The organism is Corynebacterium sp. UMB9976 (assembly GCF_030212265.1).
In the GTDB taxonomy this organism is placed as follows: Bacteria; Actinomycetota; Actinomycetes; order Mycobacteriales; family Mycobacteriaceae; genus Corynebacterium.
In genome coordinates, this window is the sequence record NZ_JASODY010000002.1 from 21,276 (window position 1) to 42,135 (window position 20,860).

Here is a 20,860-nt window from a genome sequence, read left to right on the forward strand (position 1 = left end):
CGCTGGGCGTCTACGCCCAGCGGTGATCGCCGCTAGCTTTAGCGCCGCGGCGCACCAACGCGGTGCTACCGCATTCAGCGGCGCCGCTGGTTGCGCATGAACTTATCCAGCTGGCGGCGCTCCTTCTTCGTGGGCCGGCCGGCCCCGGGGTCACGCCGTGGCATGGAGGCGATGATCTCCTTGGGCGGTGGTGGCGGAGAGTGGTCGATATAGGCTTTCTGCGCCACGGGCGCCCCCACCCGCTTGTGCAGCAGCTCCGTGACCTCGACGATGCGTTCCCGGTGGTTGACCCACACCCGCACCTGGTCCCCCACGGCCACGTGCTGAGCAGGCTTCACTGATTCGCCGTTGATTTTCACATGCCCGGCGCGGCATGCGGCCGCGGCCTGCGCGCGGGTCTTGGTGAGCCGGACGGCCCAGACCCAGGCGTCGATGCGGACCATGGTTTACCAGTTGTCCTTCTGGTTGATGATCTTGTTGATCTGCCAGCCGTTGTATCCGGCCACGATTAGGGAGATCACCAGGACGGTGATGATGAAGCCCATGCCAGCGCCGGTGAGGGCGCCCAGGACGATGAGTCCGCCGCCGACGCCAGCGGTGATCTGGATAGCCTTGGAGTGCTTGCGCACGGCGGCCTTGCGCTGGGCAATCGGGTTGTCTCCGTAGGGGCTGAGGGTCATGGTGCTTCTTCCTCTATCACGTTCTTGGTGTTGTGGCCCGGGTGCTCACCGGGTCGCCAGGGTGCCTGGGAAAAGTTTTAGCTTCCGGTGGGTAAATCTACCCAACGTTGGCCCGCGCGGGTGGGTTCCACGCGGCCTTGGGTCCAGCTGGCCAGGTGGGTGGCTAGCGCATCGTCCCCGGCGATGAGGAAGCCGACCTGGGCGGCGTAGTCGGTCTCCAGGATCTGGTAGCCGGCATTGCGGATGTCGGATTCCACGCGCCCGGCCTCGTCGTGGTTGAGCTCCACGCGGTAGAGCTCCAGCTGGGTGCGTGTGACCCAGGTGACCTTATCGAGCGCGGCCTTGGTGGCGTCGTGGTAGGCGCGGACCAGGCCGCCGGTACCCAGCAGGACGCCGCCGAAGTAGCGGACGACCACGGCGGTGACGTCCAGGGCCCCGCTGCCGCGCAGCACCTCCAGCATGGGCTGTCCGGCGGTGCCGGCGGGCTCGCCGTCGTCACTGGAGCGCTCGATGGGTTGGGCTCCGTCCTGGTGGACGAGGTAGGCGCTGCAGTGGTGGCGGGCATCCGGGTAGCGTTCCCGGACCTCGTCGATGAATGCCCGTGCCTCGGCCTCGGTGGGGGTCTGCCGCACCAGGCCGATGAAGGTGGAGCGCTTGATCTCGAGCTCGGCCTGCCACTCGTTATCCGTCGGGCGGCGGTAGGGCGCGAGCCGGGTGAACTCTTCTGCGCCTTCCGACTCGGGGGTCTGCTTCTTCTTGCTCACTGGGTGTTGTTTTCCTGCTCGTGGTGTGCTCGTGGTTGGGCAGCCGTGAGGGCCGGGGCTACCTGGGCTGTTAGGCGAAGATACCCTCCCAGGTGCTGGCCTTCAGGTCCCCCATCAGCGCCGGGGACTTGGTCACCCGCATCTCTGGACCGAGCAGGAACTGCACCTCCTGCTCGCCGTCGACGAGGGTGAGGTAGACATCCGAGTCTCCCTTGTTGTTGCTGAGCACCTGCTTGAGGCGCTGCATGTTCTCCGGGGTGGCCTGGTCGACGCGGATGTTCAGCCGCAGTGGCACGCCGGTGCCCGCCCCGATGGAGAGCTCGGCGGACTTCAGATCCTCGCAGAAGATGCTCATGCGGTCGTCGCGGTAGCGGATTTTCGCCTTGGCCAGGACGATGTTGTCCTCCACGATCTGCGGGGCGACCATCTGGTAGGTCTTTGCGAAGACGAGCAGTTCCACCTGCGCGCCGTGCTGGTCCTCGAGGGTGGCGATGACCCAGGGCGCACCGTTGCGGTCCACGCGGCGCTCGACGCTGGAGATGATGCCGCCGATCTTGACGTCCTTGTTATTCGGCAGCTCGCCGGACAGGACGGTGGGCAGCGGGGTGTCGACCTGGGCGTCGAGGGCGTCCTCGAAACCGTCGAGGGGGTGGCCGGAGACGTAGAGGCCCAACATGTCGCGCTCCAGGGCGAGCTCGTGCTTGCGCTCCCACTCCTGGTCCGGGACCTCGACCTTGAAGACGTCCCCGGCCTCCTCGGCGCCGAGGCCGGCGAAGAGGTCGAACTGTCCCTTGGCGGCGGCCTTCTTCGTCGCGACGACGGCATCGACGGCGTCCTCGTGGACGAGGACGAGGCCCTTGCGCGGGTGCCCGAGGGAGTCGAAGGCGCCCGCCTTGATCAGCGACTCGGTCACGCGCTTGGAGGCGGCGACGGCGTCGATCTTGTCCAGGTAGTCGGAGAAGTCCTTGAACGCCCCCTTCTCCTCGCGTGCGGCGATGATGGATTCGACGACGTCCTCGCCGACGTTGCGCACCGCGCCGAGGCCGAAGCGGATGTCCTCGCCGACGGACTGGAAGGTGAAAGCGGACTCGTTGACATCCGGCGAGAGCACCTTGATGCCCAGGTGGCGACAGTCGGCCAGGTAGATGGCGGACTTGTCCTTCTTATCGGAGACACTCGTCAGCAGCGCGGCCATGTACTCCGCGGTGTAGTTAGCCTTCAGGTAGGCAGTCCAGAAGGAGACCAGGCCGTAGCCCGCGGCGTGGGACTTATTGAACGCGTAGGAGGCGAAGGGCTCGATGGTGCCCCACAGGGCGTCCATGGCCTCCTTGGAGTAGCCGTTTGCCTGCATGCCCGACCAGAACTTGTCGTACTGCTGGGCCAGGACCTCCGGCTTCTTCTTACCCATGGCCTTTCGGAAGCCGTCTGCCTCACCCGCGGTGTAGTTCGCCACCTTCTGGGAGATCCTCATGATCTGTTCCTGGTAGACGATCAGGCCGTAGGTCTCGTCGAGGATCTCCTTGAGTGGCTCCTCCAGCTCCGGGTGGATCGGGGTGATCGGCTTGCGCCCGTTCTTGCGGTCCGCGTAATCCCAGTGGGCGTTCACGCCCATCGGGCCCGGGCGGTACAGGGCCAGGGAGGCGACAATATCGCTGAACCCGGTGGGCTTCATGCGCTTGAGCAGCTCCTGCATGCCACCGGAGTCCAGCTGGAACACACCCAGGGTGTCGCCCCGGGCGAGCAGCTCGTAGGTCGCATCGTCCTCGGTGGACAGCCCCTCGAGGTCGAAGTCCTCGCCACGGTTCTTCTTGATGTTGTCGATGGCATCGCCGAGGACGGTGAGGTTGCGCAGGCCCAGGAAGTCCATCTTCAACAGGCCAATGGCCTCACAGGCCGGGTAGGGCCAGCCGGTAATCAGCGCGCCGTCCTGCTTGCGCTTCCACATCGGGATGCAGTCCAGCAGTGGGACGGAGGACATAATCACCGCACAGGCGTGCACGCCCGCCTGGCGGACCACACCCTCCAGCCCGAGGGCGTCCTGGTAGATCTTGTTGACCTGCGGGTCGGTGTCGATGAGCTGACGGACCTCGGCGGCCTCCGCGTAGCGCGGGTGCTCCGGGTCCTTGATGCCCTTGAGCTCGATGTCCTTAGCCATGATCGCCGGCGGCAGGGTCTTGGTGATCCGGTCAGCCATCTGGAAGCCCGCCTGCCCGTACCAGGCACGCGCCGAGTCCTTAATCGCCTGCTTGGTCTTCACCGTGCCGAAGGTGATCACCTGGGCGATCTTGTCCTCGCCCCAGCGATCCGCCGCGTAGCGGATCATCTCGCCACGGCGGCGGTCGTCGAAGTCGATATCGATATCAGGCGCGGACGGGCGCTCCGGGTTGAGGAAGCGCTCGAAGAGCAGGCCGTGCTCGATGGGGTCGATGTTCGTGATCGTCAGTGCGTAGGCCACCAGGGCGCCTGCGGCGGAGCCACGGCCGGGGCCGACGCGGATGCCGACGGAGCGGGCGTACTTGATCAGCTCGGCGACGATGAGGAAGTAGGAAGGGTAGCCCTTCATGTCGATGACGCCGATTTCGTACTCGGCCCGGTCAATGTATTCCTGCGGCACCGGGCCGCCGTTGAATCGCTCCTCCAGGCCACGCATGACCTCGTGGGTCAGCCAGGACGTCGGCGTGTGGCCTTCTGGAACCTCGGCGACCGGCATGCGGTCGTAGGGGTGTTCTTCCCAGATCTCGCCGTAGTCCTGGACGCGCTCGGCGATCCACAGGGTGTTATCGCAACCATCCGGGACGACATGGTCCCACTGGTTGCGGATGTCCTCCGCGGTACGGATGTAGTAGGAGGAACCGCTGAAGGCGAAGCGCTTACCGCCCTCGTCGATGGTGGGTTCGTCCATGGTGGAGCCGGTCTGCACGCACAGCATGACCTCGTGGGCGGCGGCCTGGTTCTCCAGCACGTAGTGGCAGTCGTTGGTGACCAGCGGCGGCAGGTCCAGCTTGCGGCCGATCTCCAGCAGCTCGTCGCGGACGCGCTTCTCGATCTCCAGCCCGTGGTCCATGAGCTCGAGGAAGAAGTTGTCCTTGCCGTAGATGTCCTGCCACATCGCCGCGGCCTCGAGGGCCTCGTTGAACTGGCCAAGGCGGAGGCGGGTCTGCACGTCGCCGGAGGGGCAGCCGGTGGTCGCGATGACGCCCTCGGCGTGCTCGGCGATGAGCTCGGCGTCCATGCGCGGCCACTTGCCCAGCTGGCCCTCGTAGGAGGCCATGGAGGAAAGGTAGAAGAGGTTGCGCAGGCCGGTGGCGTTCTCGGCGAGCATTGTCTGGTGCAGGTACGCGCCGGAAGCCGAGACGTCGTCCTTCTTCTGCTCCGGGTTACCCCATCGCACGCGGTTCATGTTGAAGCGGGAGTCGGGGGCCATGTAGGCCTCGATGCCGATGATCGGTTTGATCCCGGCCGCCGTCATGGTGCGGTAGAAGGCATCCGCGCCGAACATGTTGCCGTGGTCGGTCATGCCCACCGCGGGCATCCCCTGGCGGGAAACCTCCTCGGCGAGCATGTCTACCTTCGCCATGCCGTCGAGCATGGAGTATTCCGTGTGATTATGCAGGTGGACGAAAGACGAGCGGCTCATAACTGGATATCCTATCGTTTTCCGGACACCACGAAACTCGGGCGCTAAGCTTTTGCCCCGTGAAGTATTTGACCAGGTCTGCCGTTGCCCATCTGGACGCCCCGTTCGCTGTCATGGATCTCGACGCCGCGCTCGCCAACGCCCGCGATATGGTCCGCCGTGCGAATGGCACCCCGATCCGGCTTGCGAGCAAGTCGGTGCGCATCCGCGAGATGCTGCGCCGCGTGCTGGAGCTGCCCGGCTACGCCGGGGTGCTGGGTTTCCACCTCTCCGAGGCCATCTGGTTGGTCGAGACCGGGGTCAGCGACGACGTCCTGGTCGCCTACCCCACCACCCACCGCGAGGCGCTGCGCACACTCGCCGCGTCCCGCACGCTCCGGGAGTCCATCACCGTGATGGTGGATTCTCCGGCCCACCTGGACTTCATCGACGAGGCAGTGGCCGAGGAGGTTGGTTCCGGTGCCGAACGCGGGGAGATTCGGGTGTGCATCGACGTGGACGCCAGCCTGGCCATGGGGCCGGTGCACGTGGGGGCACTGCGTTCCCCGGCCCACTCCGTGGAGCAGGTCCGGCGGCTGGCGGAGGTCGTCACCTCCCGGCCGGGGTTCCGGCTGGTGGGTCTCATGGCTTACGAGGGGCAGATCGCCGGGACCACGGATAGCTCCCCGGCGATCTCGGTGATGAAGGGGATCTCCACCCGGGAGCTGGCCACCCGGCGCGGGAAGATTGTCCGAGCCGTGGAGCAGCTCCTGGCGAGCGCGGGGCAACCGCCGCTGGAGTTCGTCAACGGCGGGGGCACTGGGTCGATCGAGACTACCTCGGCGGAAACAGTGATCACGGAGATCGGTGCGGGCTCGGGAGTGCTGGCCCCCGGGTTATTCGACCGCTATAAGAGCTTCCAACCGGATCCGGCGCAGTGGTTTGTGGTGCCGGTGGTGCGCCGCCCCGCCGCCGATGTGGTGACGGTGGCGGGTGGTGGCCGGGTGGCCTCCGGGCCGCCGGGGTCGGACCGGCTGCCAACGGTGGACTACCCCGCTGGCCTGCGCATGGCCCCACTGGAGGGCCCTGGCGAGGTACAGACCCCGCTGAAGGGACCTGCGGCTAAAAGCCTGCAGTTGGGAGATCACGTGTGGTTCCGCCACGCGAAGGCCGGCGAGCAGGCGGAGTGGTTCGACGAGGTGATCGTCGTGTCCGGTGGTCAGATCGTGGACCGGTGGCCGACCTACCGGGGCGAGGGGCAGGCCTTCGTCTAGTCTTCCTCAGCTGCTGGAGTGACCTTGCCGATCTTCTCCAGGGAGGCGTTGCGCCGGGTGGCGCGGGTCTGGATGACCATGTCGATGATGAAGATCACCACGGCCACCCAGATGATGGAGAAGCCCACCCAACGCATCGGCTCGATATGTTCCTTCGTGACGAACACGGCCCAGAGCATCTGCATGACCGGGGTGAGGTACTGGATCATGCCCAGCGAAGTCAGGGACATCTCCTGGGCGGCGCGGGCGAAGGCCAGCAGCGGCAGGGCGGTGACCACACCCGCGACCATCAGCAGAGCCGTGTGTCCGCCACCCTCGGTGGTGAAGGTTGACTCCGGACCCAACCACAGCAGGTAGATCACGGCAATGGGGGCAAGCACCATCGTCTCAGCGGCCAGGGATTGCAGTGGTTCCAACCGCATGCGCTTCTTCGCCAGACCGTAGAAGCCGAAGCTCAGGGCCAGCCCCAATGAGATGATCGGTGGCTGCCCCAGCGCGATGGTGAGGATCACCACCGCCACGGCGGCGATGGCTACCGAGAGCTTCTGCATCGGACGCAAGCTCTCGCGCAGCAGCAGCACGCCCAGCACGACGGAGACCAGCGGGTTGATGAAGTAGCCCAACGCGGCGTCCGCGACGTGACCGCTGTTGACCGCGTAGATGTAGAGTCCCCAGTTCACGGAGATCAGCAGCGAAGCCACCGCGACCCGGATCCATTCGCGGGGCGTGATCTCGCGCAGCAGCTTGATGCGGCGCAGCGCCAGCAGGAGCAGCAGCACGAAGACCAGGGTCCAGATGAAGCGGTGCGCCAGGATCTCCACAGGCGCGGCCGGTTCCAGCAGCGGGAAGAATGCGGGGAAGAATCCCCACATGATGTACGCGGCAAAACCCCACAGCATGGGCTACTCCTCCTCGTGCGTCACGGCGCGGATACCCATACGACCATAGGCTGCGTCCACCGGGGCCGGTTCGACGGCCATGACTTTCGGGTTCTCCGCGATCGCCTTGAGCTCGGCGGGCGCGGCGTAGACAAGGGCGCCGTTGATGGCGACCTTCTCCCCCTCCAGCCCTTCGGTGGCGATGGTGAAGACGTCCTCGCGGCGCAGCCCGGCGGCCGGCTCCGGGATTGGGCGTTGGACCACCGGGCCGATCAGCAGCGTGGACACACGCACCCGGTCCGCGTGCGGGATGTCGAAGACCTTGGCGAAGTCCTTTGGCGCCATCGCCGTGGCGGGTGAGACCAGTGCCCAGCGCGGCTCGTTCCCCTCGGCCTCGTCAAGGAGCTGGCGGGAGTGTTCCTCGTATGCCTGGTCGGACATGTAGAACGGCCCCAGCTGGTCACCATTAATGTGCATCGGCTTACTGGTGCGGTCCGACTGGGCCATCACCATGATCCCCACGAGCAGGGCTATGGCGCAGAGCCCGCCGAGCCACGCGACCCACGCGGGTCGGCGGGTATCCTCCCAGTCCAGCTCCCGCTGGCGGGCGCGGTTGGGCTTGACCACCTGCGGAGACCTAGATTCCATCGTTGGCCTCCCGCAGCCTATCCAGGGCCTGCTGGAGGTCCGCCGGGTACGGGCTATCGATCTGCATCATTCGGCCCGTGGGATGTTCGAAGCGGAGGGAAACCGCGTGCAGCCACTGGCGGATCAGGCCCAGCTTCTCGGCAAGCTCCGGGTCCGAGCCATACATGGGGTCGCCGCACAGCGGGTGGTGCAGGGAGGAAAAATGCACGCGGATCTGGTGGGTCCGGCCGGTCTCCAGGTTCACCCGCAGCAGGCTGGCCTGCCGGTGGGCCTCCAGGGTGTCGTAGTGCGTCACCGCGTGCTTGCCATCGTCGCGCACGGCGAAGCGCCAACCCGCCGAGGGGTGGCGCCCGATCGGGGCGTCGATGGTCCCGGAGGTCGGGTCGGGGTGGCCCTGCACCAGCGCGTGGTAGATCTTCTCCACCTCGCGGTTGCGGAAGGCGCGCTTCAAGTGGGTATAGGCCCGCTCGCTGGCGGCGACGATCATCACCCCGGAGGTGCCCACGTCGAGCCGCTGGACGATGCCCTTGCGCTCCGGGGGCCCGGAGGTAGAGATACGGAAACCCGCGGCCGCCAGGCCCGCGGTCACGGTGGGGCCCTCCCAGCCCAAGGTCGGGTGTGCTGCCACACCGACGGGTTTATTCACGGCGATGACGTCGTCGTCGGAATAGAGAATGTCCATACCCTCGACGAGCTGGGGTGGCTCGGCAGCCAGGTCGCGTTCCGGAGCGGGAAGGGTGACGTCCAGCCACTGGCCGGCAACAAGCCGGTCGGACTTGCCCAGCGCCTTGCCCTCGGAGGTGATGTCCCCCGCCGCCGCGAGGTCGGCCACCACCGTCCGGGACAAACCCAGCAGCTTGGACAGGCCTGCGTCGACACGCATCCCCGCCAGGCCGTCCGGCACGGGCATCATCCGCTGCTCACGTTCGGTCATTGCGCTGCCTTCCTTTCTGTTCGGGGCTCAACGATGAAAACGATGGCGAGGTAGAGGACTACCCCGACGGTGATGGCGATATCCGCCACGTTGAAGATCGCGAAGTTCCAGAAGCTGAAAAAGTCCACGACGTGGCCGTGCATACCGCCCGGCTCCCGGAAAATGCGGTCGATCAGGTTGCCGGCCGCCCCTCCCCCGATCAGCCCAATGGTCAGGGCACCAAGCCCGGTGCGGGCTCGAAAGGCGAGGAATACCGCCACACCCACCGCGATGAGCTGGACGAATGCCAGCACGATGGTGGCGTCCGTACCCATCGAAAATGCCGCCCCCGGGTTGCGGACCAACAAGAAACGGAACCAATCCCCCAGCACCGGCACGGCTTCGCGCGGCGGCAGGGTGGTCACGGCCAGCCACTTGCTCAGCTGGTCGATGATCACCACAACCGCCAGGGTCGCCAGGGCCACGGCGGTCACGGTTCCTCGGTTACTCTGCTGCTTCACTCCAGCAAGTCTAGCTTGAGCTGCAAACTGCTACGGTTATGACCGTGTTTACTCCCTCACGCACCCGCTCCCACCGCACCGGCCGGCGCGCGATCGCCGCTTTGATGTGTTCCCTCGGACTCCTCGGCACGGCCGCGTGCACTGCTGATTCGTCGAGCCCAGAGGCCGTCGAGGCGCCGGTCGAGGGCGTGCGCGTGCAGCTGCTTGAGCCCGGCAACAGCCCCCGCGCAACCCTCGCCTACCGCATCGGCGAGGAGGAGGCTTCCCAGGAGCTGACCTATTCGGCGACCCAGGGGCTGGAGCAGAAAACCGCCCACGGCGAGGGCGAGGACGTCCCCTACGGCGATGTCACGATGGACCTGCCACTGAACGCCACGGCGAACGAGGAGGGCGAGGAGATCGCCACGACCGTCGTGGTGGGGCGCCCGGACGGGACGAACGCGGAGCTGAACGAGGACATGGCCTCCGCCGAGGGTTTCGAGATGCACCAGACGATGGAGCCCAGCGGCCGGGTGAAGACCCGCTCCTTCGGCGCCCCCGAAGGCGCCACGGACGGGGCTCGGGCCAGCGTGGAGCAGGCTCTGACGCAGATGAGTGACCTGCCGATCGTCTTCCCCGAGGAGGAAGTGGGCCCGGGCGCGAAGTGGACAGTCAGCGGGCGCGTGGACGAGGGGGTCTCCCTGCGCCAGGAGCTGACGTACACGCTCGTGGAGCGGGACGGCGACAAGGTCATCCTCGACGTCGCGGCCAAGCGCCGACCGGCGGTCGCGAGCCTGGCGGATACGGACCTGAAGGTGCTGGAGGCGGATTCAACCTCCGAGGGACGGATCACCGTCGACCTCACCCGCCCGCTGCCCGCCGAGGGCAAGGTCAGCGTGGAAACGACCGTCACTTACGGCAAGGACGACGCCCCGCTGCGCGTACTGCAGACCATCACGTCGCGCAGCGAATGGAAGTAGGCCGTTGACAGCCTAAGGCCCAGGGAGCAGAGCCCAGGGCGTGGGGAGCTTAGAGCTCCTTACACATCGGCGGGACCTGCTCCGGCAGGACCGTCTCGACGAGGGTGCACGCCCAGCGGGTGTCCAGCTTCCACTTGCCATCCTCGTGGACGAACTCCACTCCACTGATGACCTGCGTGTCCCGCTCCGGCGCCTGCAGCTTGATGGTGGCCTCGGCCATATCCGGCAGCACGCCCGGCAGCACCGGGTCCACGACCTCGAGCTTCGCCTGAGCCTCGCTCTGACTGCGGGTCAGCGCCTCGAAGATTTCCGGAGCCTGGTCACCATCCACGACGGAATTGACCTTCTCCTCGGCTGGGACGCGCGGGTCAACGGCCTTGAGGAGGACCTCCTGCAGTTCCTGCGGGGTCGGCAGCTTCTCCTCCGGTGCGGTGGAGGACGGTGCGCTGCTGGCAGTGGTCTGCTCGGTGGTGGCTGCGTTATCCGCATCCTCCGAGCCGCAGGCGGTCAGCGTGAGGCCGGCGACGGCAGCGGTTGCCACGGCCACGGACTTCCAGATCTTCACGGTCAACATTCTCCTTCGACGCGGGGGTGTCAAAGCCCTGATCCTACTCGCCTGGGTGTCAAAGCCCGCTTCCGCAGGCGTTGGTGTGCGCCGGATCTCATTCCGGGCGGGGCTCAGTCGGGTCTTCCCCACCGAGCTCCAGCTGCCCGCCGTCATCATCCGCAGCCGTATCCCAGGCCAGGCTGTCCAGCGGGTCCGCGGGCTGGAGCTTCGGGTCGTCGGTGCCGAAGGTGGCGATGCGTCCCGGACCGGTTTCGCGGGTCTCAAAGCGCACCGTCACCACGCCCACCCCACTTCCCTGCACCCAGCCATGCCCGTAATCCGGGTGCCAGACGTCCTGGGTCTGTTTCCACCGGTTTTCCGACTGCTCCCCCGCACCCCCGGGGTGTGACTCGCCAGCTGCGTCGGCCTCCGCCGGGATCACCCCCGGGCCGCTAACGGTCGTAGCACTCAGGTGCGGCACCGCGGGGTGGCTGAGCTCTGGGAAGAGCATCTCCTGCCGGTCGTGGCTGAGTCCGGAAAATCCCACGCCCACCAGCCGCACTGCGCCGGAGTCCTCCGGGCGCGGCAGTACCGCGCGGGCGGCGCGCAACAACTGCTCGAAGTCATCGGTTGGTGCGGGCAGCGTGGTTGACCGGGTGTGCAGCGCGAAGTCGCTGGTACGGATCTTCACCGTGACAGTGCGTGCGGCCCGACCGTCCTTGCGCAGCCGCCGATAGGCCTGCCGGGCGGAGAGTTCCATGATGTTCAGCACGTCCCGGTAGGTCCGCGCGTCCACCGGCAGGGTCTGTTCGGCACTGATCTGCTTCGCCTCCGCCCGTGGGGCCACGGGCCGGGGGTCGTCACCGCCGGCCATGACCTGAACCTCAAGGCCGACCTTGCCGAGCAGTGATTTCACGTCGGTGGGGTCCATGTCCACGAACTGCTGAATCGTGTACACGCCCACGTCGGCGAGCTTGGCCTGAGCGACCCGACCGATCCCCCACAGGTCGCCCACGGGGCGCGGCCCGAAGGTGGCCATCCGGTCCTCCACCACGAAGATGCCGTGGGGCTTGGCCAGGTCGCTGGCCATCTTCGCGTCCAGCTTGGTGCTCGCAATCCCGATGGAGCATGGCAGCTCCGTGGCCTCCTCCACCGCGCGCTGGAGGCCCTCGGCCCACCGCCGGGCGGCCGCGGCATCGGCCAACCCCTGTGGTTCGGCGAAGCCCTCGTCGACCGAGAGCTGCTCGACCACGCCCGCGCGCTCGGCGATGACCTGGAAGATTCGCCGGGAAATGGTCTTATACAGCACCGACCGGGGCTGGACCACGATCGCCCGGTTGCGGCACAGCCGGATCGCCTGGTGCATCGGCATGGCTGAGCGCGCGCCGTACACGCGCGCCTCGTAGCTCGCCCCGGCCACAACCCCGCGCCCGGACATCCCGCCCACAAGGACGGGCCGGTCACGCAGGGTCGGCCGGGTCAGCTGCTCCACGGACGCGTAGAACGCGTCCATGTCGATGTGGGCGACCCAGCGCATGGCGGCTTAGCGAGCCACCTTTGCCACCTCGGCGGTCACGCCGGCCACGATCTCGTGGCCCAGCTTCTCGCCGGTGAGCACCTCGTGCTCCACCGCAAGGACCTCCTCGGCGATGTGGCCGATGTGCTGCTTAGCCCAGTCCTGCTTCTCCGCCGGCACCGACAGGCGCAGGCTGATGCGGTCGGAGACCTCGAAGCCCTCGTTCTTGCGGGCGTCCTGCAGGCCACGGATAACATCCGCTGCCCAGCCTTCGGCCTCCAGCTCGGGGGTGACGGTCGTGTCGAGGACCACCAGGCCGTCGACCCCACCCGGGCCCGCGACGCGCGCGGTGGAGTCCGGGTTCTCCGCCACCAGGCGCTCGGTGTACAGCTCCGGGGTCAGGACGATATCGCCGTCGACGACGACGTTCTCGCCGTCGCGGACGTAGTTACCCGCCTTAACGTTCTTGATCGCGCGCTGGACGTCACGGCCAAGCGTCGGGCCCGCAACCTTCGCGTTGACGACGACCTCGAAGCTGCCCGCGGAGTCGACGTCATCCGTCAACTCCACGTCCTTGACATTGACCTCGTCGCGGATGGTGGCGGCGAAGTCCGCGAGCCGTGCAGACTCCGGCAACGCGACCGTGAGCTTCGGCAGCGGCAGACGGTTGCGCAGCTTATTGGACTTGCGCACCGAGCTGGCCGAGGAGCAGACCGCACGGGTGGCATCCATCGCGTCGACGAGCTCCGCGTCGGCCGGGAAGTCCTCGGCCTTCGGGTAGTCCGCCAGGTGGACGGAACGCTCGCCGGTGAGCCCACGCCAGATGACCTCGGAGATGTACGGCAGCAGCGGCGCGGTCACGCGGGTGGCCACCTCGAGCACCGTGTACAGGGTGTCGAAGGCCTCCGGGTGAGCCTCCTGGCCAGCCCAGAAACGGTCACGGGAGCGGCGCACGTACCAGTTGGTGAGGATGTCGGCGTACTGACGCACCTCGTCGCAGGCGTCCGCGATGCGGGTATCGGCCAGGGCCTTGTCCACGTTGGCCACCAGGTCGTGGGTCTTGGCGAGAATGTAGCGGTCCAGCACGTTATCGGAGTCCACGGACCAGCGCGCCTCCTCGGAGGCGTAGAGCTGCAGGAAGCTGTACGCATTCCAGATCGGCAGCAGCGCCTGGCGCACGCCCTCGCGGATGCCCTGCTCGGTGACGATCAGGTTACCGCCACGCAGGATCGGGCTGGACATGAGGAACCAGCGCATCGCGTCGGAGCCGTCACGGTCGAAGACCTCGTTGACGTCCGGGTAGTTGCCCTTGGACTTGGACATCTTCAGCCCGTCGGAGCCCAGGACGATGCCGTGGGCGACGACCTTCTTGAACGCCGGGCGGTCGAACAGCGCGGTGGAGAGTACGTGCTGGACGTAGAACCAGCCGCGGGACTGGCCGGAGTACTCGACGATGAAGTCCGCCGGCTGCTCCTCCTCGAAGGCCGCCACGTTCTCAAACGGGTAGTGGTACTGGGCGAAAGGCATGGAGCCAGACTCGAACCAGCAGTCGAGGACGTCCGGGACGCGGCGCATCATGGACTTGCCGGTCGGGTCATCCGGGTTCGGGCGGACCAGCTCGTCGATGTCCGGGCGGTGCAGGGACTTCGGACGGACGCCGAAGTCGGCCTCCAGCTCCTCGATGGAGCCGTAGACGTCCACGCGTGGGTACTGCGGGTCATCGGAAACCCACGCTGGGACCGGGGAGCCCCAGTAGCGGGTGCGGGAGATGTTCCAGTCGCGGGCACCCTCCAGCCACTTACCGAACTGGCCGTCGCGGATGTGCTCCGGGATCCACTCGATCTGCTGGTTGAGCTCCACCATGCGGTCGCGGATCTCGAGCACATTCACGAACCAGCCGGGCAGAGCCATGTAGATCAGCGGCTCGCCGGAGCGCCAGGAGTGCGGGTAGGAGTGGACGATCGTCTGGGCGCGCAGGACGCGCTGCTTGGCCTTCAGTTCGCGGATGATGTCGCGGTTGGCGTCGAAGACGAGCGTGCCCTGGTACTCGGGCACCAGGGAGGTGAACTTGCCGTCGGCGTCCACCGGGATGACCAGGTCGATGCCGTAGCCCTTACAGACGTCCATATCGTCCTCACCGAAGGCCGGGGCCTGGTGGACGACACCGGTGCCGTCCTCGGTGGACACGTAGTCCGCGACGAGCACCATGAAGGCGTTGTCCTGATCAGCGAAGTGATCGAAGACCGGGGTGTACTCCAGGCCCTCAAGCTCAGCGCCGGTGAAGGTCGCCAGCACCTCTGGCTCCTTGCCCAGCTCCTTGGCGTAGGCACCCAGCAGTGCACTAGCCAGCAGCAGCTTCGCGCCGACGAAGCCCTCCGCACCGTCGTCGCCGACCTTGACCAGGGAGTACTCGATCTCCGGGCCGACGGCCAGGGCGAGGTTGGACGGCAGCGTCCACGGGGTCGTCGTCCAGGCGATGGCCGCGGCGTCGTGCAGCTCGGGGTGTGCCTCCCAGGTCTTGGTGGCTGGGTAGCCCTCGCGTGCGCCGGTGAACGGCATGGTCACGGTGACCGTCGGGTCCTGGCGGTCGCGGTAGGAGTCGTCGAGGCGGGTCTCCTGGTTGGACAGCGGGGTGTGCTCGGCCCAGGAGTACGGCAGCACGCGGAAGCCCTGGTAGATCAGGCCCTTGTCGTAGAGCTCCTTGAAAGCCCACATGACGGACTCCATGTAGTCCTGGTCCATGGTCTTGTAGCCGTTGTCGAAGTCGACCCAGCGAGCCTGACGGGTGACGTAGTTCTCCCACTCATCGGCGTAGTGCATGACGGACTTGGCGCAGTACTCGTTGAAGCGGTCGAGCCCCATGGACTCGATCTCGCCCTTGTCCTTGATGCCCAGTTGCTTCTCCGCCTCCAGCTCGGCAGGCAGGCCGTGGCAGTCCCAGCCGAAGACGCGCGGGACGTGGTAGCCGACCATGGTGCGGTAGCGCGGGACGATGTCCTTGACGTAGCCGGTGAGCAGGTGGCCGTAGTGCGGCAGGCCGTTGGCGAACGGCGGGCCGTCGTTGAAGACGTACTCCTCGTTGTCCTTGCGGTTATCGAGGCTGGCCTGGAAGGTATTGTCCTTCTTCCAGTACTTCAGTACCTCTTCTTCCATGGCCGGGAAGTTGCTGCCCCCGCCGCTCATGTCCACGCGGGGGTAGACGCCGCCAGCTGGTGTAGCCATAAGAAAATCCTCGTCTCTGGTGCTTAAAATGAAATTTCTTTCAAGCACAGGGACGAGGATTCGCGGTACCACCCTGCTTGAAGCCTTCCGTGGGCGCCACCCGCCCGTTGGAAAGGCTTCCTCTTATCTTGCGTTGTTGTACGGAACGCGACTCCGCTCGGTTCTACTGGGCATCCCTCGTGGGGGCTGTTCTTCCGAGACGCTCGCCGGTGATGGCCGGGTCCTCGCGGTGGGTTGGCTCGGTGTGGCTGCCAACCCTAGGGGTAAAGCTATGTAGTTATTTTTTGCTCTTACGGTGCTGGATGGCCTCCGCGATGGAGAGCAGGACTCCGATGGCTGCGATGATCACGCAGATCCAGGCCCAGGTGACTGAGCCCAGGTAGAGCGCCACCAGGAGTGCCGCAAATCCGAGGACCGCGAGGCCCAGTGAGGCCACGAGCATGATCGCTAGTTTCGCTCGCCTTCGCCCTCGACGGCCTTCGGCGCTGCGGTGCCGCGGCTGTTGAGGTCCTCAAGCTGGGACTCGAGGAAGGTCTTCAGGCGGGTGCGGTACTCGCGCTCGTAGGTGCGCAGCTCCTCGATGCGGGCCTCGAGAGCGGTCTGCTGCTTCTTCACCGTGGTCATGATCTCGGTGTGCTTGCGCTCGGCGTCCTGCTGCAGGGCGTTGGCCTTCTCCTGCGCCTGGCGCACGGTGGCCTCTGCCTGAGCGTTGGCGTCGGAGACCAGGGTCTCGGACTTCTGCTTCGCGTCGGAGAGCTGGGTCTCGGACTTCTGCTTCGCGTCGGCCAGCATCTTCTCGGAGCGGGTCTTCGCGTCGGAGAGCTGCTCCTCGGAACGCTTCTGGGAGTCCGCCAGCTGGTTCTTCGCGGTAGAGTCCGCGTTATCCAGGGTCTTCTTCGCCTCGGCGCGGGCCTCATCCAGCATGGCGTTGGACTCGGTCTTCGCGTCGTTGGTGAGGCGGTCAGCCATCTCCTGAGCCAGGGACAGCACGCGGGCGGCCTGCATGTGGGTGTCCTCGGTGGCAGCGCCCTTGGCAGCTGCACCACCGGCGACACCGGAAGCCTGCGGGGCAGCCTTGCCAGCCTGGGACTTTGCGGCCTCGGCATCCTGCTGAGCCTTCTTGGCCTTCTCCTCAGCCTCCTGAGCGCGGCGCTCAGCGGCCTCAGCGCGCTGCTCCGCCTCCTGCAGCTTGGACTGCAGGCCGGAGACCTCGGCAGCACCCTTGGACTGGGTGTTCTGAGCCTCGCGGCGAGCCTCCTCGCGGACCTCGGCCTCAACCTCGGAGCGGATCTGCTTGCGCAGTGCCTCCTCGTCGACCTTGATGTCCGCTGCGGCAGCGACCGGCTGGCCACCGTCGCCCACCTGGCTGCGAAGTTCAGCGTTCTCGTCCTGGAGCTCGGCGAGGGTGTCCTCAACGAGGTCGAGGAACTGATCGACCTCGTCCTCGTTGTAGCCACGCTTACCAATCGGGGGCTTACTGAACGCAACATTGTGAACGTCAGCTGGTGTGAGCGCCATCAATACTTCCCTTCGCTCTCGGTTATTTTCGGCAATGCCTGTCTGCAGGATGGTTTTATTCTTCAGAAAGACTGTATTCCACCATACCAGCGCGAAAAGGCTTTGTTCCTATCAAGAGGTGGTTTTCTTCACCAGTTCTGAAAAACCATCGCCCTGGCCGGGTGCTCCCGGGATTCCTCGCTAGAGGAGGGAGTACAGAATCATCGTGAGAATCTGCAAACCAAAGAACAGCACCAAGACAGAAACGTCGAGGGCAACCCCGCCCATATTCAGCGGCGGGATGAGCTTACGCAGCCCCTTGACCGGCGGATCGGTGATCGCGAAGATCGGCTCGGCAAGCATGATGAACCAGCGCTGCGGGCGCCAATTCTGGGAGAAGGACTGCACCATCTCCACGATGATCCGCACGATGAGGAGCAGCGTGAAAAGGCGGACGAGCAGGATGAGTGCTCCGATGAGGTTGACCACTCGGGATCAGCCCTCCGTCAGCTGATCCAGCTGGGACTGCTCGAGCTCAATGCCGTGCGGGATCAGCACGAAGTTACGAACCCCACCCAGCTTCTTCAGCTCGGCATCCAGGCCCAGGCTCAGGCCTGCGGCGAAGTCCAGCACGCGAGTTGCGGCGGACTTCTCCATCCCGCCCAGGTTGAAGACGACGACGTCGCCGGTCTTCAGCGCCTCGGAGATCTCGCGCGCCTGGTTGTACTCGTTCAGCGCCAGGCGGATAACCATCGGATTCTTCTGTGCCGGGGCAGCCTCACGCTCGGCGGCACCGTAGCGGGAACGTGCCGGGGCCGCGTGCTCCCGGTCGGAGCTGTAGCCGTGAGAGGAGCCAGCCTCGGAGCGTCGCTCGCTGGGGCGGTAGGAACCGTAGTGATCGGAGTCGTAGCGTCCGGCCGAACGGTCCTCACGCTCGTGGCGCTCGGTGCGCTCGGGGCGCTCTTCGAAGTTATCCCGGTAGTAAGGGTCCTCGTAGCTTTCTACGCCCCCGAGCCCGAAGAACTCCTTGAACTTATCGCCAAAGCCCTCAGCCATGCTTGGGTTTCCTTTCGCTTGCTGCAATCACTGTTTATTGGGGTATTCGTTGTTCGTTAACGTACTGGTCGCGGGCCCATGATGTCCGTACCGACACGCACCAACGTGGAGCCCTCGCCGATAGCGATCTCCAGGTCGTGGCTCATGCCCGCGGAGTACACCGGCGCGCCCAGAACGCGGTCGCTGATGCCGTCCAGCAGCGCGCGGCCGCGGGCGAAGACCTCGGCCGGGTCACTGCCCAAAGGAGGGACGGTCATGAGGCCGCGCAGCTCGAGGTGCTCCGAACCCGCAACCAGGTCCGCGAGCTGGTCGATCTGGTCCTCCGGGGCACCGCCGCGCTGGGGGTCACCGTCGGCGCTGAACTGCACCAGTACCGGCAGCTTCTCCGCCCGGTCGCCGCGCTCCAGCGCCAGGTCGGCGCCGCGTTCGAGGGCGTTAATGAGGCGCTCCGAGTCCGCGGTGTGGACAGCGGCGGCCCACCGAGCCACAGAGTTGGCCTTGTTGGTCTGGATCTGACCCACCATGTGGATCTCGACGCTTCCCGCCAGGTCAGCGGCCTTGCGCTTGGCTTCCTGTTCGCGGTTTTCCCCGACCGCGTGGATGCCGCCGGCGCGCAGGAGCTCGATGTCTTCTACCGGGTGAAACTTCGTGATCGGCAGGAGGTCTGCTCCCCCGGCCACGGCGATGCGCTGCCGCACGGCTCGGAGGTTCTCCGCCAGCTGCTCTGCCCGCTGGGCGCGGGCCTTATCTCCATCTGGGCTTGTCATGATGGCATCCAGATTACGCCAGCTTGGCGACCGGTGGTTCCCTCGCGGCGGTAGCTGAACAGGTTCTCGGAGGCAATGGTGCAACGCGGGTCGATGTCCACCGCGCCCACGCCGAGGCTTTCGAGCTGGCGGGCGATGCCCGCCCGGATGTCGAGCCCGGTGGTCCCCTGCTTCGTACGGGTTTTCGCCCCAGGCAGGCGGGACTCCACGTCCGCCGCCATGTCGGCCGGAACCTCGTAGTTTTCGCCGCTGACCGCAGCCCCCATCACCGCATGGATCGCGGCGGGGTTGGCGCCAAGCTCCACCATGCGCTCCACGGCCCGGGCAACGATGCCGTTGCGGGCCCCGATCCGCCCGGCGTGGACCGCGGCGATGACGCGGGCGTCCTGATCGGCGAGCAGGAGGGGGACGCAGTCGGCAGTCAGGACGACCAGCGGGACGTCCCGCAGCGTCGTGACGAGAGCGTCGGAGGCCGGCACGGGCCCCGACCCCACCATGTCCGCGGTGACCTCCGTGACCGTCGGGGTGTGCAGCTGCTCCATGAACATGAAGCGCTCCGCGTCGAGCCCCAGGATCTCGGCGAGTCGTCCGCGGTTGGCGGCGACCGCCGCCGGGTCGTCCCCGACGTGATCTCCCAGGTTAAAGCTGCAGTAGGGAGCCTCGGAAACGCCACCGTCACGGGTGGTAAACACCATCCGGACGGGGCGCTCGGTCGGGCGTGCCGTAGCCATCGCTGTTAGAGGAAGGACGGGAGGTCGAGGTCGTCGCCCTCGTCCGGGCCGTCGGTGCGCTCGTGGCGCGGGCGAGCCGACTCGTCAGAGGTGAACAGGCCGCCGCCGCGTGCGGGGTTCTGACCTGCGCGGCCCTCGCGGGCAGCGAAGGAGCTCTGGCGCTCCTGGCGCGGCTCGCTTGCTGGGGTCGCTGGCTGGGCCGGTGCGGCCTCCTGCAGTGGCTCAGCCTCGACGCGCGGGGCCTCGGAGTCACCGAAGATGCTGGCGCCGCGGTTCTCGGCAGCGTGGGCAGCCCCGCCGCGCTGGGCGCTGGAGGATGCCGACGGGGAGTCGTCGAAGCCGGTGGCGATGACGGTGACGCGAACCTCGTCGCCGAGCTGGTCGTCGATGATGGTGCCGAAGATGATGTTGGCGTCCTCGTCGGCCATGGTCTGAACCAGGGATGCGGCCTCGGAGACCTCCATCAGGCCCAGGTCGGAGCCACCCGCGAAGGAGAGCAGCACGCCCTTGGCGCCCTGCATGGTGTTTTCCAGCAGCGGGGAGTTGATCGCGGCCTCGGTGGCCTTGACGGCGCGCTGCTCACCGCGGGAGGTGCCGATGCCCATCAGGGCGGAGCCGGCGTCGGTCATGACGGAGCGGACGTCCGCGAAGTCCACGTTGATCACGCCCGGGGTGGTGATCAGCTTGGTGATGCCCTCGACACCGGACAGCAGCACCTCGTCTGCCTTGCGGAAGGCGTCCATCATGGACAGCTGCTCGTCGGAGAGCTTCAGCAGGGAGTCGTTCGGGATGACGATGAGGGTGTCGCAGACGTCGCGGAGCTCCTCGATACCCGCCAGGGCCTGCTTGGTGCGGCGCGGCCCCTCGAAGGTGAACGGGCGGGTGACGACACCCACGGTCAGGGCGTTCTGCTTCTTCGCGATGTTTGCGACGACCGGGGCGGCACCGGTGCCGGTGCCACCGCCCTCACCGGCGGTGACGAAGACCATGTCCGCACCAGCGAGGATCTCCTCGATCTGATCCTTGTGGTCCTCGGCGGACTTGCGGCCGACATCCGGGTTGGCGCCGGCGCCAAGACCACGGGTTTCCTCGCGCCCGATATCCAGCTTCACATCGGCATCGGTGAGCATGAGAGCCTGCGCGTCGGTGTTGATCGCGATGAACTCCACGCCCTGCAGCTTCTCGTCGATCATGCGGTTGACGGCGTTGACTCCGCCGCCGCCGACACCAACCACCTTGATTTCTGCGAGGTGGTTTCCAGGAGTTGTCAT

At 66.6% G+C, this 20,860-nt stretch carries 20 protein-coding genes; 2 read left to right on the forward strand and 18 right to left on the reverse strand.

Features of this window, described 5'->3' with window-relative positions:
• Nucleotides 1-74: 74 nt before the first annotated feature.
• The 4 genes from QP140_RS01770 to dnaE all read right to left on the reverse strand — a co-directional run bounded on the left by QP140_RS01770 (nt 75) and on the right by dnaE (nt 5,081).
• Entirely contained in the window at nt 75-443 is a 369-nt protein-coding gene (locus tag QP140_RS01770; protein ID WP_070758046.1) for an RNA-binding S4 domain-containing protein, read from the reverse strand.
• A 3-nt stretch (nt 444-446) separates the two neighbouring features.
• The gene (locus QP140_RS01775; RefSeq protein ID WP_148812040.1) at nt 447-680 is read right to left on the reverse strand and encodes a hypothetical protein; all 234 of its coding nucleotides are present in this window, start codon (nt 678-680) and stop codon (nt 447-449) included.
• A gap of 77 nt (nt 681-757) precedes the next feature.
• On the reverse strand, nt 758-1,444 hold the full coding sequence (locus tag QP140_RS01780; protein ID WP_070758042.1) for an IMPACT family protein: 687 nt from the start codon (nt 1,442-1,444) through the stop codon (nt 758-760).
• A 70-nt stretch (nt 1,445-1,514) separates the two neighbouring features.
• Nucleotides 1,515-5,081, reverse strand: a complete 3,567-nt coding sequence (gene dnaE / locus QP140_RS01785) for a DNA polymerase III subunit alpha (protein WP_284757778.1) — start codon at nt 5,079-5,081, stop codon at nt 1,515-1,517.
• A 68-nt stretch (nt 5,082-5,149) separates the two neighbouring features.
• Between dnaE and QP140_RS01790 the strand changes: the two genes are divergently transcribed.
• The gene (locus tag QP140_RS01790) at nt 5,150-6,334 is read left to right on the forward strand and encodes an amino acid deaminase/aldolase (protein ID WP_284757990.1); all 1,185 of its coding nucleotides are present in this window, start codon (nt 5,150-5,152) and stop codon (nt 6,332-6,334) included.
• Here QP140_RS01790 and rarD read toward each other — a convergent pair.
• From rarD to lspA, 4 genes are read right to left on the reverse strand one after another with little or no spacing between them, the layout of a single operon-like run.
• Complete coding sequence (gene rarD, locus QP140_RS01795) at nt 6,331-7,233, reverse strand: EamA family transporter RarD (RefSeq protein ID WP_284757779.1); 903 nt, start codon at nt 7,231-7,233, stop codon at nt 6,331-6,333. The two genes, QP140_RS01790 and rarD, sit on opposite strands and share 4 nt — an antisense overlap.
• A 3-nt stretch (nt 7,234-7,236) precedes the next feature.
• Nucleotides 7,237-7,860 carry a hypothetical protein gene (locus tag QP140_RS01800; protein ID WP_148812049.1) on the reverse strand — a complete coding sequence of 208 codons (624 nt, stop codon included), beginning with the start codon at nt 7,858-7,860 and terminating at the stop codon, nt 7,237-7,239.
• Nucleotides 7,850-8,794, reverse strand: coding sequence for an RluA family pseudouridine synthase (locus QP140_RS01805; RefSeq protein ID WP_284757782.1), 945 nt, complete (start codon nt 8,792-8,794; stop codon nt 7,850-7,852). The genes QP140_RS01800 and QP140_RS01805 overlap by 11 nt, the downstream gene beginning before the upstream one ends.
• Nucleotides 8,791-9,294 (reverse strand): signal peptidase II, encoded by a 504-nt coding sequence (lspA, locus tag QP140_RS01810; protein WP_284757783.1) that lies wholly within the window; start codon nt 9,292-9,294, stop codon nt 8,791-8,793. Before lspA ends, QP140_RS01805 begins: the two co-directional genes overlap by 4 nt.
• 38 nt (nt 9,295-9,332) lie before the next feature.
• On the opposite strand from lspA, the gene QP140_RS01815 reads away from it, so the two are divergent.
• Entirely contained in the window at nt 9,333-10,253 is a 921-nt protein-coding gene (locus QP140_RS01815; RefSeq protein WP_284757785.1) for a DUF6263 family protein, read from the forward strand.
• Nucleotides 10,254-10,302: 49 nt separating this feature from the next.
• Here the strand turns inward: QP140_RS01815 and QP140_RS01820 are convergent, their stop codons facing one another.
• From QP140_RS01820 to ftsZ, 10 genes are all read right to left on the reverse strand, one after another.
• Nucleotides 10,303-10,827 (reverse strand): hypothetical protein, encoded by a 525-nt coding sequence (locus QP140_RS01820; RefSeq protein ID WP_284757787.1) that lies wholly within the window; start codon nt 10,825-10,827, stop codon nt 10,303-10,305.
• 88 nt (nt 10,828-10,915) lie between these two features.
• A complete protein-coding gene (locus tag QP140_RS01825; protein WP_284757788.1) occupies nt 10,916-12,337 on the reverse strand; it encodes a DNA polymerase IV in 1,422 nt (473 codons plus the stop codon).
• Nucleotides 12,338-12,343: 6 nt separating this feature from the next.
• Nucleotides 12,344-15,538, reverse strand: a complete 3,195-nt coding sequence (gene ileS / locus QP140_RS01830; RefSeq protein ID WP_284757790.1) for an isoleucine--tRNA ligase — start codon at nt 15,536-15,538, stop codon at nt 12,344-12,346.
• Nucleotides 15,539-15,815: 277 nt separating this feature from the next.
• Nucleotides 15,816-15,980, reverse strand: coding sequence for a hypothetical protein (locus tag QP140_RS01835; RefSeq protein ID WP_168167033.1), 165 nt, complete (start codon nt 15,978-15,980; stop codon nt 15,816-15,818).
• A 5-nt stretch (nt 15,981-15,985) separates the two neighbouring features.
• Nucleotides 15,986-17,056 carry a DivIVA domain-containing protein gene (locus QP140_RS01840; protein WP_284757792.1) on the reverse strand — a complete coding sequence of 357 codons (1,071 nt, stop codon included), beginning with the start codon at nt 17,054-17,056 and terminating at the stop codon, nt 15,986-15,988.
• Between the two features lie 180 nt (nt 17,057-17,236).
• The gene (locus QP140_RS01845) at nt 17,237-17,524 is read right to left on the reverse strand and encodes a YggT family protein (RefSeq protein ID WP_070758022.1); all 288 of its coding nucleotides are present in this window, start codon (nt 17,522-17,524) and stop codon (nt 17,237-17,239) included.
• Nucleotides 17,525-17,530: 6 nt separating this feature from the next.
• The gene (locus QP140_RS01850) at nt 17,531-18,091 is read right to left on the reverse strand and encodes a cell division protein SepF (protein WP_148812057.1); all 561 of its coding nucleotides are present in this window, start codon (nt 18,089-18,091) and stop codon (nt 17,531-17,533) included.
• Nucleotides 18,092-18,147: 56 nt separating this feature from the next.
• Nucleotides 18,148-18,858, reverse strand: a complete 711-nt coding sequence (locus tag QP140_RS01855) for a YggS family pyridoxal phosphate enzyme (RefSeq protein ID WP_284757794.1) — start codon at nt 18,856-18,858, stop codon at nt 18,148-18,150.
• Nucleotides 18,855-19,589, reverse strand: coding sequence for a peptidoglycan editing factor PgeF (gene pgeF, locus QP140_RS01860; RefSeq protein WP_284757797.1), 735 nt, complete (start codon nt 19,587-19,589; stop codon nt 18,855-18,857). The genes QP140_RS01855 and pgeF overlap by 4 nt, the downstream gene beginning before the upstream one ends.
• A gap of 5 nt (nt 19,590-19,594) precedes the next feature.
• Nucleotides 19,595-20,860, reverse strand: a complete 1,266-nt coding sequence (gene ftsZ / locus QP140_RS01865; protein ID WP_284757798.1) for a cell division protein FtsZ — start codon at nt 20,858-20,860, stop codon at nt 19,595-19,597.